Below are 13,421 nucleotides of genomic sequence, written 5' to 3' on the forward strand. Positions count from 1 at the left end.
AGAACGAGATCATGTCCACACCCGACAAGCGTGACGCAGCCGACATCAGACGCGCCCTGCTGGAGAGGAAGGTCCGCCAGCGCGTGGCGGAGAAGGCCGAGCGGGAGCGGATCGTCCCCGTCCCGCGTACGGGCAAGATGGCCATCGCCGAGCAGCAGCGGTTCCTGTGGTTCCTGCACCAGATGGTCGCGGGCGCACCGGTGTACAACGTGCCGTTCGCGATGCGCCTGCGCGGGCCGCTCGACGTGCCCGCCCTCTCCAAGGCGCTGCGCGGCATCGTCACGCGGCACGAGAGCCTGCGCACCCGGTTCGGCGACGAGCACGGCGTGCCTTTCCAGACGGTCGATCCGCCGCCCGAGACGTGGGACCTGCCGGTGACCGACGGGACCGAGGAGTCCGTCCAGGACTGGATCGACGGGCAGGTGCGCGAGGAGTTCGACCTGCGCAACCACCCGCCGTACAGGTTCGCCCTGCTGCGGCTGGGCCCCGAGGAGCATGTGCTGTCCATCGTCTGGCATCACATCGTCATCGACGGATGGTCCTCGCGGCAGTTCGCCGAGGAGCTGACGGCCCGTTACACCGATCCGGACGGCTCGGAGTTCCCCGAGCTGACCCTCCAGCCCGCCGACTTCGCGGCCTGGCAGCGGCTCTGGCTGCTCAGCGACGGACCGGCCAAGCAGATCGACTACTGGCACTCCGCGGTGGACGGGATGGAACCGCTGGAGTGGCGCACCGACCGGCAGCGCCCGTCGGCGCCCACCGGGGCCGGCCGCATCTACGAGACCCGCCTGCCCGACGACCTGGCGCGGAAGATCCGCGACATGGCCCAGGCCGAGGGGGTCTCCCTGCTCGCCCTGACGATGGCCGGCTACCAGGTGCTGCTGAACCGCTACACCGGTCAGCAGGACATCGCGCTCGGGTCGGTACTCTCCGGGCGGACCCGCTCGGAAGTCGAGCCCATGATGGGGTTCTTCGCCAACACGGTGGTGGTCCGCGGGAACCTGGAGGGCGATCCGGTGTTCCGCGACCTGGTGCACGCCGCCAACGACAACATCCTGGAGGCGATGGCCAACCAGGACGTGCCGTTCGGCCGCCTGGTGGAGGAGCTCAAGCCGGAGCGGCTGCCGGGGCGGAACCCGCTGGTCGCCCACCTGTTCACGCTGCTGCCCGAGCCGATGATCGCGCGCTGGCGGCTGCCCGGCGTCGAGGTCGAGATGCTGACCCCGCAGCCGGAGACGACCCGGTTCGACATCACGTTCCAGATCAACGACCTGCCGGACGGCGGCCTGGGCGTGTGGATCGAGTACTCCTCCGAGCTGTTCGACCACGAGCGCATCGAGCAGCTGGTGGAGCATTTCAGCACGGTCATGGCCGACGCGCTGTCCCGGCCGGACGCCCGGGCGAGCTCGCTGGACATCATGCCCGACAGCGAGTACCTGCGCGTGCTCACCGCGTGGAACCCCGAGCCCGGTGAGCGCGACGAGCGCCTGCTGCACGAGCTGTTCGCGGCGCGCGTGGCCGAGGCGCCCGACGCGGTCGCGATGCGTTTCGCGGGCGAGGACCTGACCTACGCGCAGCTGGACGAGCGGTCCAGCAGGCTGGCGCACGCGCTGGTCGAGGAGTTCAAGGTGACGCCGGGACGCGTGGTCGGCGTGCTGCTCGAACGCGGCTTCGACCTGCCGGCCGCCGAACTCGGCGTGCTCAAGGCGGGCGGCGCGTGGCTGCCGCTCGACCCGCAGTACCCGGCGGAGCGGCTGGCCTACCAGCTCGGCGACGCCGACGTGGCCGCGGTGGTGACGACCTCGGATCTCGCCGACCGCCTGCCCGCTGAGGTGGAACGGATCCTGCTGGACTCCGACACGCTCGACGGACGGCCGGTTTCGCCGCCTTCCGTGCAGGTGGCGCAGGAGGACACGGCGTACGTCATCTATACCTCTGGCTCGACCGGCACCCCCAAGGGGGTCATGGTCCCCCACCGGGCGGTGGTGAACTTCTGCACCACCTTCCAGCGGATGTTCTCGGTGACGCCGGACGACCGGATCCTGCAGTTCTCCAACCCCGCCTTCGACGTGAGCGTGTCGGACGTGTTCTCGACGCTGACCGCCGGCGGGACCATCGTGGGCGCGCCGCGCTCCGAACTGCTCGACCCGGAGGCGCTGCAGGGGCTGCTGGCCCGCGAGCGGGTGACGATGGTGGACATCCCGCCCGCCGTCCTGGGGCTGCTCGACCCGTCCGAGCTGGACGACCTGCGGGTGTGCTTCATCGGCATGGAGCCGTTCGGCCCCGACCTGGTCAACCGGTGGAGCAAGCCGGGGCGGGAGTTCCACAACGGGTACGGGCCGACCGAGGTCACCGTGACGTGCGTGGACTACCTGTGCCCGCCGGAGCCGCTGGAAGGGACGCCGCCCATCGGCCGGGCGATGGCCAACCAGCGGGCCTACGTCCTGGACAAGGGCCTGCGGCCGGTGCCGGTCGGCGTGCCCGGGGAGCTCTACATGGCGGGCGCCGGGCTGGCCGTCGGCTACCTCGGCCGGCCCGACCAGACCGCCGAGAAGTTCCTGCCCGACCCGTTCGCCACCACCCCGGGCGAGCGCATGTACGCCACCGGCGACCTGGTGCGCTGGAACGGTGACGGCAACCTGGAGTTCCTGGGCCGGGTCGACCGCCAGGTGAAGCTGCGCGGGCTGCGCGTGGAGCTGGGCGAGATCGAGCACGCCATCGAGAGCTTCGACGGCGTGCGGCAGTGCGTCGTGACCGTACGCGACGCGGGCACGCCCTCGGCCTGGCTGGCCGCCTACGTGGTCGGCGACGTCGAGCCGGACGAGCTGCGCGAGTTCCTGAGCGGGCGGCTGCCGCTGCACATGGTGCCCACCGACTACGTGCGGCTGGACCAGCTCCCGCTGACCTCGACCGGGAAGGTGGACCACGGGAAGCTGCCCGACCCCCGCCCCGACGGCGGCGCCGGTCAGGCCGAGCTGACCACCGAGACGCAGCGCAGGGTGGCCGAGATCTGGCAGAGCCTGCTGAGCCTCGACCCCGGCAGCGTCGGCGCGCAGGACAACTTCTTCCTGCTCGGCGGCAACTCCCTGCAGGTGACCCAGATGATCTCGCGGGTGCGCGACGCCTTCCAGGTGACGCTCGACCCGCGGCGGCTGTTCAGCTACCCGCTGCTCAGCCAGTTCGCCGCCCAGATCGACGACGCGCAGCACGCGCTGCTCGGCGAGGACGAGGTGGCGAAGCTGGAGGCGCAGGTCGCCGATCTGCCCGAAGAGGAGGTCGATCGGCTGCTGAAGGAGTCGAGCTGATGGCCGGGTCACACCCCTCCGCCCTGGCGGAGAAACGGCGCGCGCTGCTGGACCTGCGGCTGCGGCGCCGGCGGGAGGAGGTCCTCGCCCAGCAGGAGGCCGCGCCGCCGGAAGGGCGGCCGCGGCCCTCCGGCCGGACGGTGTCCCCGCTCGTGCCGCTCGGCCCGGCGGGCACCGAGCCGCCGCTGTTCCTGGTGCACGCGGCCGGCGGATCGGTGGCCCCCTACGTCGCGCTGGCCGGGCTCCTCGGCGACGACCGTCAGGTCTGCGCCCTGGAGGACCCCGGCCTGCACGGCGGCGCGATCGGGGAACGCTCGCTCGCGGACCTCGCGGCCACCTATCTGGCCGCGGTCCGCGAGGCCCGGCCCGACGGGCCGCTGCACGTGGGCGGCTGGTCGGTCGGCGGCGCGGTGGCGCTGGAGATGGCACGCCAGGACGGCGACGTCGCGCTGACGTTCGTGCTCGACACCGCCGTCCCGGACGCGCCGTCCCGTCCCGGCGACGACGAGCTGAGCGCGTGGTTCGCCTCCGACGTCGCGGCCATGGGCGCCGAACCGGGCGAGGCCGAGCTGGCCGAGCGGTTCCCGGTGTTCGCCGCGAACGTGCGCGCGCTCCTGACGTTCCGTCCGTCGCGGGTGGACAGCCGGGTCGTGCTGCTGTGCGCCGAGAAGTCCGAGGGCGAGAAGCTCAGCCGGTGGCGGCCCTACGCCGACGAGATCCAGGTGGTGCCGGGCGACCACTACACCATGCTCCGGCCCCCACACATCGAGGCGCTGGCGGAGGCCATGCGCCACAGATTGAGCGAGGTGAGTGTCCGATGATCCCGGCCTTCACGCCGGAACAGGACAACTTCCGGGAAGAAGTCTGCAAGCTCCTGTGCGAGGACGAGGTGCGCGCGGAGATCGCGCAGTCCCGGCGGACGCCGTACGGGCAGGAGTCCGGTCTGCTCGACGTGCATCGGCGGCTGGGCAAGCTCGGCTGGCTCGCGATCAACTGGCCCGAGCGCTACGGCGGAGCGGACGCCACGATCGTGGAGAAGGCGATCCTCACCGAGGAGATGATCCGCCACGGCGTGCCCGACAACGTGCACTCGCTGGGCGTCGACATCGTCGGGAACGCCATCCACCTGTTCGGCACCGAGGAGCAGAAGGAGCGGTTCCTGCCGGGACTCGCACGCGGCGAGATCACGGCCAACGTGCTCTTCAGCGAGCCGGACATCGGGTCCGACCTGGCGTCGCTGACCACGCGCGCCGAACCCGACGGCGACGGCTGGCGCCTGCACGGCCGGAAGATCTACAACATGAAGGCGCAGCACAGTGACTTCGCGCTGTGCGCGGCCCGCACGTCGACCGGGCCGGTGAACTTCGCCGGGATCACGCTGTTCCTGGTGCCGCTGCAGTCCATGGGCGTGGTCATCGAGCCGGTGTGGAACCTGTCCGAGGAACGCTTCGACCTGGTGACGCTCGACGGGATCCGGATCGGGCCCGAGGACGTGCTCGGCGAGGCCGACGACGGCTGGCAGGTGCTGGGCAAGGTGCTCCCGCTGGAGCGCACCGGGCTCGACCACTCCGCCAAGGCGGAACGCACGCTGGCCGCGCTGCGCGAGCACGCCCCGCCGGGGTGCGAGCAGCGGCTCGTCGAACTGGACACGCGGGTGCGCGCGGCCCGGCTCCTGGCCTGGCGGTGCGTGGCCAACCTTCACGAGGGCCGGCCCGACGAGGTCCACTCGGCGACCGCGAAATGGTACACGTCGGAGACGGCCAAGGAGGTGTCGGTGGCGGCGGTCGAGCTCCTCGGGCCGCGGGCGCTGCTGGACGCACGCGATCCCGACGCGATCGCCGACGGCGTCCTGGACGCCGCGTTCCGGGAGGCGCCGGGGCTCACGCTCGCCCAGGGTTCCTCGGAGATCATGCTCTTCTTCGTCGCCACATCGAAACTGGGGTTGCCGTCATGACCACGATGATCGCCGACTTCTTCGACGAGGAACTGGCCCCGCTGGTGCGGCGGATGGCCGACCGGCCGCGCGCGGAGGGCTGGGACGACGACGACAGCCGGGAGACCCGCGCGATGGTGTGGCAGGGGCTGGCCGAGCTCGGCGCGCTCGACGCGTCCGGCCCCGACGCCGTGCGGCTGGCCGAGCTCCTCGGGTCCGTGCTGTACCAGGGCCCGCTGCTCGACACGCTCACCGCGCGGGAACTGCTCGGGGACGACCACATCGGCCGGTCCCCGGTGGCGCTGGCGGTGGCGGACGAGCCGCTGTCCGAGCAGGACGGCGTGGTCTCCGCGCGGCGGACCTTCGTCGGGTTCGCCTCGGAGGTGGACCACTTCCTCCTGGGCGGCGCCGGACCGCGCCTGGCGCTCGTGCCCGCCGGCCATCCCGCCATCACGACGCGCCGGTACGAGGAGACGAGCCGGGGCGAGGCGTACGAGGTCGTCTTCGACGGCGCCCCCGTGACCGCGTGGGCCGACCCCACCCGGTGGGAGGCGGCGCTGGCCGGCGCACGGGTGCGCCAGGCCGCGTACCTGGTGGGCCTGGCCCAGGCGGCGCTCGACCACGCCGTCGGCTACGCGAAGACCCGCCGCCAGTTCGGCCAGCCCATCGGCAAGTTCCAGGGCCTGGCGTTCCGGCTGGCCGAGCTGGCGATGCACATCGACGCGACGCGCCTGCTGGTGCACGACCGCGACGCGGCGGCGCACGCGGCGGCCGACCTCGCGGCGGCGTCGGACCTGGCCCGCACCGTCACGACGCGGACCATGCAGGTCCACGGCGCCGCGGGCATGCGGTCCGACGACGACGCCCAGCTGTACTACCGGCGGGCCGCGGCCGAATCGGTCCGCCTCGGCACGCCGGACCAGTTGCGACGCGAAAGCCGGGAGACGCGATGACGATCGTCGTGGCGCAGGAAGAGGAAACCAATGGACCTGGTGATACAGAAGTACGGCGGAACATCACTGGGTGACGCGGGCAAGATCCGTCGCGTGGCGCGGCGCATCGCCGCCGCGGACGGGTCCGTGGTCGCCGTGGTCTCCGCGATGGGCCGCACCACCAACTCCATGATCGAGCTGGCCCGGGACCTCACCGACACGCCGCACGCCCGGGAGCTGGACCTCCTGCTCAGTACCGGTGAACAAGCCTCCGCCGCCGCGCTCGCCATAGCGCTGCACGAGCTGGGCGTGCCCGCCCGCTCGTTCAGCGCCCACGACTGCGGCATCATCACCGACGGAGTGCACGGCCGCGCGCGTATCGTCAACGTCGATCCCGTACGCATCCGCGAATGCGTCCAGGACGGCCACGTCCCCGTCGTCTCCGGCTTCCAGGGCCTGTCCGCCGACAACGGCGAGCTCACCACCCTGAGCCGGGGCGGCTCCGACACCACCGCCGTCGCCCTGGCGGCGGCGTTACGGGCCAGGGTGTGCGAGATCTTCACCGACGTCGAGGGCGTGTTCACCGCCGACCCGCGACACGTCGCCGACGCCCGCAAGGTGGACCGCCTCTTCTACGAGGACATGGCCGAGCTGGCCGCCTGCGGCGCCACGGTGCTCGCGCATCCCAGCGTGGAGTACGCCGGCGCCCACCGCGTTCCCGTGCACGTCCGCTCCAGCACGACCGAGGCCGCCGGCACCTGGGTGACCGGCTTCCGCTCGGCCGCCCCGCTCGACGGGGAGCGGTTCACCGCCGTCGGCGTGGCGCACCGGACCGGTCAGCTCCGCTGCCGGCTCGACGGGGTCGACCCCGGCGCCCTGACCACGATCGCCGCCGCGCTGGCCGATCCGATGCCGCCGGTGGACATGCTCGGCCAGCCGGCCGCCGACGCCTCCGCCGGTTCGCTGGGGTTCATCGTGAACGCCGCCGACCGGGACAAGGTGGACGAGGCGCTCGCCGGCCTGCGCGCGGCCGACGCCTTCACCGGATGCCACTGGTCCGGCCCCATGGCGAAGGTGTCGCTGGTGGGCTGCGGTTTCTGTGCCCACCATCCGCAGGTGCGGCTCCTCGTGGACGCGCTCAAGGCCCGCGGCGTCACCGTGACGGACGTGATCGTCCGCGCCCGGCGCATCTCCATCACCTGCGCCGAGCACGACGTGCTCAACGCTGTGACGCATCTCCACCGCATGTTCCTCGGCCCCGGCACGCTCGCGGACGCCCATCCGCACGGCGGTCGCCGCCACGCGGAACACCGCGCCCACGCGCCGGGACCGCAGCGGAGACATCCGGACCCGCAGTCGACAGAAGCAGAGGGGATACGCCATGAAGGAAGCATCGGCGCGCACGGCCGGAAGGGATGAGAGCGCGTTCCGGTCCCGGCATCTCTGGCAGCTCACGGTCATCTGCGGCACCCAGTTCCTGGTCGCCCTCGACTATTCGATCATCAATGTCGCGGCTCCGAGCATCCGCGAATCCATGGACTTCTCCTCCGGTGGAGGCGTCGCGTGGGTTCTTTCCGCCTATCCGCTCGCCTTCTGCGGCTTCCTCCTTCTCGGGGGGAGGATCGCCGATCTGTACGGAAGAAAGCGGGTGTTCATCTGGAGCCTGGCCGGATTCCTGCTCGCCTCGCTGCTGGCGGGCCTCGCCTGGTCGCCGGCGGCTCTCATCGCGGGCCGCGCCCTGCAGGGGGTCGCCGCCGCGTTCATCGCTCCGGCGGGTCTGGGGCTCCTCCAGGCGGCCATCCCGGAAGGACCGCCACGGGAGCGCGCCCTCGGCATCTACGGGTCGGCGCTGTCGGCGGGATTCGTCTCGGGCATGGTCCTCGGGGGCGTCCTCACCGAGTTCGCCGGATGGAGGTCCGTCTTCCTGATCAACGTGCCCATCGTCGTGGCGTTCGGTCTGCTGGCCAGAGCGCATCTTGAGGAGAGCCGGGACAGGCACGCGTCCCGCCACCTCGACCTCACCGGCGTCGTCCTGGCGACCGTGGGCATGGTCGCGTTCGTGTTCGCCCTCACCGAAGGGGAGAAGTACGGCTGGTCGTCGGTCCCGATCCTCGCCTGCGCGGCGGTCGCGGTGCCGGCCGTCGCCCTCTTCGTCTGGGTGGAGTCCCGCAAGGACAACGCCCTCGTGCCGATCTCCATCTTCCACACGGCCGCCATCGGCGCGGCCAACCTGGTCAACGTCCTGCTGATCTGCTCCTACGGGGGAATGCTCTTCGTCCTCACGCTCTACCTGCAGACGCATCTCGGTCTGGGCGCGCTCCAGACCGGCCTCACGTTCGCGGTCTCGGGCGCGATCGCCATCGTCGTCGGAATCTACGCGGGCAGGTACGTCGAGCGCTTCGGGCTCTACCGCGTGCTCCTGTGCGGGATCGTCATCGAGACGGCCGGCATTCTCATCATGGTGGGCCTGCCGGAAGGCTACGGGTTCGCCCTCGTCCTGATCGGCACCTCCGTGAACGCGTTCGGCCACATCATCGCCCTGGTCACGACGAGTATCGCCGGCACGAACGGCGCCGAGGAAGGGCGGCGGGCCACGGCCGGCGCGCTGCTCAACGTCTCCCAGCAGCTGGGACTGGCCGTGGGGGTGGGAGTGGTCACCTCGGTGGCGGCCCACTTCGCCGCGGCCTCCGGCGGAGCCGTCGACGGCTGGCGCTGGGCGCTCTGGTGCTCGGTCGTGTTCGCGGTGGGGGCGATCGTCGCGACCGTCCTTCTCCGGAAGCGTTTCCAGGGGGAGGCCACGGCTCCGGCCTGACGCCTAGCCAAGGGCCGCGTAACCATTTAAACTAGACGTAATGGTTACTCTAGCTATCAAGGCCCAGTCTCCCTGGCAGGACGCCCACTTCGTCGGCGGCCACCCGGTCCTGGACCTCACGAACACCGTCTTCGACCGCAACCACCCGGCGGAGGACGGCGAGCTGCTGAACACGCCCTCGGACGTCCTGACGTGGTGCGCGTCCGCGGGGCTGTTCGAGGAGACGCCGCCCTTGCCGGAGGCGTCCGCCAAGGATCTCGTACCCGAGGTCCAGGCCGTCAGGGAACAGGCGTGGGCCGTGTTCAGCGCGATCGCGCGCGGCGAGGCGGCGCCGGCCGGGCCCTTCGGCGCGCTTCTCGAACGGGCCGGAAAGGGCGTGGGAGCCGACCAGGCGCAGCGGATCGACGCCGCGCTCGACCGGTTCACCGCGGACTGGACGGCGCCGGGAGCGATTCCGGCCGTCCTGTCGCTGCTGGCGGTCCACGCGGTGTTCACCCTTCCGTCCGGCCGCGTCAGGGCCTGCGGGAGGTGCGGCTGGCTGTTCCTGGATTCCTCGCGGGGCGGACGCCGCCGCTGGTGCAACATGAGCATCTGCGGGAACCGGGAGAAGGCGCGCCGCCACCGTCAGGGCCGGACGCCCTGACCGGCGCGCCTTCCCAGGGATCAGGTGAGCTGCCGCCGCATGATCGGCCGGTCCTTGCGCGGGCGAGCCACCTCGGAGAACCCGGCCTTGAGGAAGGCGCTGGCTATCCCCGTCATCGCCGTGTCCGAGCCCGCGCGTTTCCCCTCGGGAGGCTCGACCGGATACCCCTCGGCGGTCGTGTAACCCTCGGACGCCGCGTACGCGCAGACGGCTTCGAGGATGCCCGGCAGCAGCCCGGAGCCACGATGCTTCTTGTGGACGAAGACGCACGCGAGCGCGCAGACCGGCTCGTCGTCCACGCTCGACAGGAGCGGCGAGCGTTCGAGCCTCGGAAACGCGGAGCGCGGCCCGAGTGAGCACCACGCCACCGGCGCGCCGTCGTCGTAGACGATGACGCCCGGCACCGGTTTCCGCTGGGCGAGACGGCTCATGGCCTTCTTGTTCCCTTCGCCCTTTCCTTCCGTCCACTCCGCGATGGAGAGCCGCCAGTGCATGCACCAGCACCCCCGGGCGCCTCCGTTGTCGCCGAGAACCGTCTCGAAGTCGTTCCAGGTCTTCTTGGACAGCTCTTCGACGGTCAAAGAGCCGTTCCGCTTGCCACGAGCGTTCATCCGCCACACCGCCGATCTGGTTGTTCGTAGCGTTTCCGGCCGCGCGTCCTGGGAAGTTGATGACCTCTCCTCCGCTCGGCCGGTCCGGGTCTTGCGTGAGACCGAGTAACCCGATATCACCTATTTATAGGTTACTATAGACATGTACGGCCGCGAAGACGGTCTATCTGGCACAGCGACGACGGAGGGTCTGCACATGGCCGGAGAAGACGTCCTGGACATGCTCGAAGCCGAGGCGATCCATGTGCTGCGCGAGGTCGCCGGCGCGTTCCGCCGCCCGGTGCTGCTGTACTCGATCGGCAAGGACTCCTCGGTGCTGCTGCACCTGGCGATGAAGGCGTTCGCGCCGGGCCGGATGCCGTTCCCCGTGGTGCACGTCGACACCGGCTGGAAGTTCCGCGAGATGATCGCCTTCCGGGACGAGACGGCCGAGCGGCTGGGGCTCGACCTGCGGGTGCACACCAACCCTGAGGGAGCCACGCCGTTCACCCACGGCGCTCACGAGTACACCCGGATCATGAAGACCGTCACGCTGCGCCGGGCGCTCGACGACGGCGGGTTCGACGCCGCGATCGGCGGCGCGCGACGCGACGAGGAGCGGTCACGGGCCAAGGAGAGGATCTTCTCGCTGCGTGAGCCCGGTCATCGCTGGGAGCCGCGCTCGCAGCGTCCGGAGTTCTGGTGGCGGGCGAACACCGAGCTGGCGGAGGGCCAGACGATGCGGGTGTTCCCGCTGTCGAACTGGACGGAGCTGGACGTCTGGCGCTACATCAAGCGAGAGGACATCCCCGTGGTGCCGCTGTACTTCACCGCGCCCCGCCCGGTCGTCGAGCGGAACGGCTCGTTGATCATGGTGGACGACGAACGCTTACCACTGGAGCCCGGCGAAGAGCCGCGGCTGCGCCACGTACGGTTCCGCACACTCGGCTGCTACCCGCTGTCCGCGGCGGTCGAGTCGAAGGCGGCGACCGTCGACGAGGTCATCGACGAGATGAGACGCGACCGCAGGTCCGAACGCGCCGGCCGGCTCATCGACGGTGAGGGCGGCACCTCCATCGAGAGCAAGAAGTCGGAGGGATACTTCTGATGATCTCCATGCTTCGAGTGGTCGCGTGCGGCTCGGTCGACGACGGCAAGTCCACCCTCATCGGCCGGCTGCTCGCCGGCACCGGCGGCGCCACCGACGACCAGCTCGACTACGCGCGGCGGACCAGGCGCGGCGGTTCCACGATCGCGGCGGGCGCGGTGGACTACTCACTGCTGACCGACGGGCTGGAGGCGGAGCACGAGCAGGGCATCACCATCGACGTCGCCCACCGCTTCCTGGACCTGCCGTCCGGGCGCCGGGTGATCATCGCCGACGCGCCGGGACACGAGCAGTACACCCGCAACATGGCGGTCGCGGCGTCCACCGCGGACGTCGCCGTGTTACTCGTCGACGCCACCAAGGGGGTCCGCGAGCAGACCCACAGACACCTGGCGATCTGCGCGTTGATGGGTGTGCGGGCGGTCATCGCGGTGGCGAACAAGCTCGACGCGGTGGACTACGACCAGACGGTGTTCGAGAAGCTCGCGAGCGAGGTCCTGGCGGCGGCGAACGGCCTCGACATGGCGGCGAGCGTGATTCCGGCCAGCGCCGTCCAGGGCGACAACGTGGTCGAGCCCTCGCCGAACCTGCCCTGGTACGACGGGCCGACGCTGCTCGGCGCGCTGTCGGAGTGGGAGCCGGCCGATGGGGCGCGGGCGGACGACGCCGGCGGCTACCGGCTGCCCGTCCAGTACGTGATCCGGGCGGACGACTTCCGCGGTTTCGCGGGCACGGTGATCGGCGCCCCGGTCCGGCGGGGCGACGCCGTCGCGGTCGCCGGCAGCGGGGTCGCGTCCAGGATCGACCGGCTGATCGGCCCCGGCGGCGGCGACCTCGACCGGGCCGCCCCCGGCACCCCGGTGACGGTGACGCTGGCCGACGACGTCGACGTCCGGCGCGGGGACCTGCTGACCACGCTGGAAGCCCTGGGCGACGGACTGTCCCCGGCCACGGCGTACTCCGCCACCCTGATCTGGACCGCCGAGGAGCCGCTGCGGCACGGCCGCTCCTACCTGATGCTGGCCGGGCCGCGGACCGTGCCCGCCACGGTCACGGCCGTGCGCGGCCGGATGGAGGTGGTGTCCGGCAAGCGGCTCGCCGCGCGCACCCTCGGCCTCAACGACATCGGCACGGTCGAGCTGGCCACCGACACCCCTCTCTGCCTGGACGGTTACCAGGAGTGCCGGGACACCGGCAGCTTCCTGCTCGTGGACCGGGTCAGCAAGGAGACGGTGGCGGCCGGCATGGTCCGGCACGCGCTGCGGCGCGGCCGCAACGTCGTCCGGCAGACCTTCACCGTCGACCGCGACGCCAGGCAGGAGCTGAAGGGGCAGCGGGCCAAGGTGCTGTGGCTGACCGGTCTGCCGGGGTCCGGGAAGTCGACCATCGCCAACGCGCTGGAGCGGCGGCTCCACGGCATGGGGCTGCACACGTACGTGCTCGACGGCGACAACGTCCGCAGCGGACTCAACAGAGACCTCGGGTTCACCCCGGGAGACCGGGCGGAGAACGTGCGCCGGGTCGCCGAGCTGACCCGCATCCTGCTGGACGCCGGGCTGATCGTGATCGTCGCGCTGGTCTCGCCCTTCCGGACGGACCGGGCGGCGGCGCGGAGCCTGTTCCCGCCGGGCGACTTCGCCGAGGTCTGGGTGGACACCCCGCCCGAGGTGTGCGCGAGCCGGGACCCGAAGGGCCTGTACGCCCAGGCGAAGGCCGGCAGGCTGCCCAACATGACCGGCCTCGGCCAGGCCTACGAACCGCCGGAGCACCCTGACCTGGTGGTCGACGGCTCCGGATCGCCCGACGAGGTGGCGGAGAAGCTGGCCGGACTGCTGCAGGGTTAAGAGAGGTGGGCCCCGGGCCGGGCTGGCGTGGGCCGTGCCCGGGGCGGAGGGCCGTGTCCGGCCGGGGGTCGCCACTCCCGCCGGTCCAGATCAGTGCCCGCGGCCCTCTTCTTTCAGGGCCGGTGTCCGAGTGGCAGGATTCGAACCTGCGACGCTCCTGCTCCCAAGGCAGGCGGGCTGCCAAGCTGCCCCACACTCGGGTGGTGAAGAACCGCCTGTGAACCCCGGCGGCCGGGTCGGGTCAGCCGGATGCC

The 13,421-nt window shown here is 71.5% G+C and carries 10 protein-coding genes and 1 tRNA gene; 9 read left to right on the top strand and 2 right to left on the bottom strand.

Annotation, left to right across the window (positions count from 1 at the left end; all coding sequences use genetic code 11):
- The first annotated feature begins 11 nt into the window (after nt 1-11).
- Genes ACIBF7_RS15920 through ACIBF7_RS15950 form a run of 7 tightly spaced genes read left to right on the top strand, consistent with a single transcriptional unit; the run spans nt 12 to nt 9,625 of the window.
- Nucleotides 12-3,305: an amino acid adenylation domain-containing protein gene (locus ACIBF7_RS15920; RefSeq protein WP_397197418.1), complete on the top strand. Its 3,294-nt coding sequence runs from the start codon at nt 12-14 to the stop codon at nt 3,303-3,305.
- Entirely contained in the window at nt 3,305-4,126 is an 822-nt protein-coding gene (locus ACIBF7_RS15925; RefSeq protein WP_397197419.1) for an alpha/beta fold hydrolase, read from the top strand. Before ACIBF7_RS15920 ends, ACIBF7_RS15925 begins: the two co-directional genes overlap by 1 nt.
- Nucleotides 4,123-5,259: an acyl-CoA dehydrogenase family protein gene (locus ACIBF7_RS15930; RefSeq protein ID WP_364232334.1), complete on the top strand. Its 1,137-nt coding sequence runs from the start codon at nt 4,123-4,125 to the stop codon at nt 5,257-5,259. The genes ACIBF7_RS15925 and ACIBF7_RS15930 overlap by 4 nt, the downstream gene beginning before the upstream one ends.
- Nucleotides 5,256-6,191 (top strand): acyl-CoA dehydrogenase family protein, encoded by a 936-nt coding sequence (locus ACIBF7_RS15935; protein ID WP_397197420.1) that lies wholly within the window; start codon nt 5,256-5,258, stop codon nt 6,189-6,191. Before ACIBF7_RS15930 ends, ACIBF7_RS15935 begins: the two co-directional genes overlap by 4 nt.
- Before the next feature lie 30 nt (nt 6,192-6,221).
- Entirely contained in the window at nt 6,222-7,589 is a 1,368-nt protein-coding gene (locus ACIBF7_RS15940; RefSeq protein ID WP_148030675.1) for an aspartate kinase, read from the top strand.
- Nucleotides 7,552-8,982 carry an MFS transporter gene (locus tag ACIBF7_RS15945; protein WP_364232339.1) on the top strand — a complete coding sequence of 477 codons (1,431 nt, stop codon included), beginning with the start codon at nt 7,552-7,554 and terminating at the stop codon, nt 8,980-8,982. The genes ACIBF7_RS15940 and ACIBF7_RS15945 overlap by 38 nt, the downstream gene beginning before the upstream one ends.
- A 40-nt stretch (nt 8,983-9,022) precedes the next feature.
- The gene (locus ACIBF7_RS15950; RefSeq protein ID WP_397197421.1) at nt 9,023-9,625 is read left to right on the top strand and encodes a CGNR zinc finger domain-containing protein; all 603 of its coding nucleotides are present in this window, start codon (nt 9,023-9,025) and stop codon (nt 9,623-9,625) included.
- Between the two features lie 20 nt (nt 9,626-9,645).
- Here the strand turns inward: ACIBF7_RS15950 and ACIBF7_RS15955 are convergent, their stop codons facing one another.
- Nucleotides 9,646-10,206, bottom strand: coding sequence for a GNAT family N-acetyltransferase (locus tag ACIBF7_RS15955; protein WP_364232344.1), 561 nt, complete (start codon nt 10,204-10,206; stop codon nt 9,646-9,648).
- A 226-nt stretch (nt 10,207-10,432) separates the two neighbouring features.
- On the opposite strand from ACIBF7_RS15955, the gene cysD reads away from it, so the two are divergent.
- On the top strand, nt 10,433-11,323 hold the full coding sequence (cysD, locus tag ACIBF7_RS15960; RefSeq protein ID WP_148030671.1) for a sulfate adenylyltransferase subunit CysD: 891 nt from the start codon (nt 10,433-10,435) through the stop codon (nt 11,321-11,323).
- Between the two features lie 8 nt (nt 11,324-11,331).
- Nucleotides 11,332-13,167, top strand: a complete 1,836-nt coding sequence (gene cysC / locus ACIBF7_RS15965; protein ID WP_397197422.1) for an adenylyl-sulfate kinase — start codon at nt 11,332-11,334, stop codon at nt 13,165-13,167.
- A gap of 125 nt (nt 13,168-13,292) precedes the next feature.
- On the opposite strand, the gene ACIBF7_RS15970 is transcribed toward cysC, so the two are convergent.
- Nucleotides 13,293-13,367 (bottom strand) — tRNA-Pro (locus ACIBF7_RS15970).
- Nucleotides 13,368-13,421 lie beyond the last annotated feature (54 nt).

It is taken from the genome of Nonomuraea sp. NPDC050478 (assembly GCF_044458265.1).
In the GTDB taxonomy this organism is placed as follows: Bacteria; Actinomycetota; Actinomycetes; order Streptosporangiales; family Streptosporangiaceae; genus Nonomuraea; species Nonomuraea ferruginea.

What these genes read in the sequence shown, in the direction of transcription:
- cysD (WP_148030671.1), top strand. Translation starts at nt 10,433, where the DNA reads ATGGCCGGAGAAGACGTCCTGGACATGCTCGAAGCCGAGGCGATCCAT.
- cysC (WP_397197422.1), top strand. Translation starts at nt 11,332, where the DNA reads ATGCTTCGAGTGGTCGCGTGCGGCTCGGTCGACGACGGCAAGTCCACC.
- ACIBF7_RS15920 (WP_397197418.1), top strand. Translation starts at nt 12, where the DNA reads ATGTCCACACCCGACAAGCGTGACGCAGCCGACATCAGACGCGCCCTG.
- ACIBF7_RS15925 (WP_397197419.1), top strand. Translation starts at nt 3,305, where the DNA reads ATGGCCGGGTCACACCCCTCCGCCCTGGCGGAGAAACGGCGCGCGCTG.
- ACIBF7_RS15940 (WP_148030675.1), top strand. Translation starts at nt 6,222, where the DNA reads ATGGACCTGGTGATACAGAAGTACGGCGGAACATCACTGGGTGACGCG.
- ACIBF7_RS15945 (WP_364232339.1), top strand. Translation starts at nt 7,552, where the DNA reads ATGAAGGAAGCATCGGCGCGCACGGCCGGAAGGGATGAGAGCGCGTTC.
- ACIBF7_RS15930 (WP_364232334.1), top strand. Translation starts at nt 4,123, where the DNA reads ATGATCCCGGCCTTCACGCCGGAACAGGACAACTTCCGGGAAGAAGTC.
- ACIBF7_RS15950 (WP_397197421.1), top strand. Translation starts at nt 9,023, where the DNA reads ATGGTTACTCTAGCTATCAAGGCCCAGTCTCCCTGGCAGGACGCCCAC.
- ACIBF7_RS15935 (WP_397197420.1), top strand. Translation starts at nt 5,256, where the DNA reads ATGACCACGATGATCGCCGACTTCTTCGACGAGGAACTGGCCCCGCTG.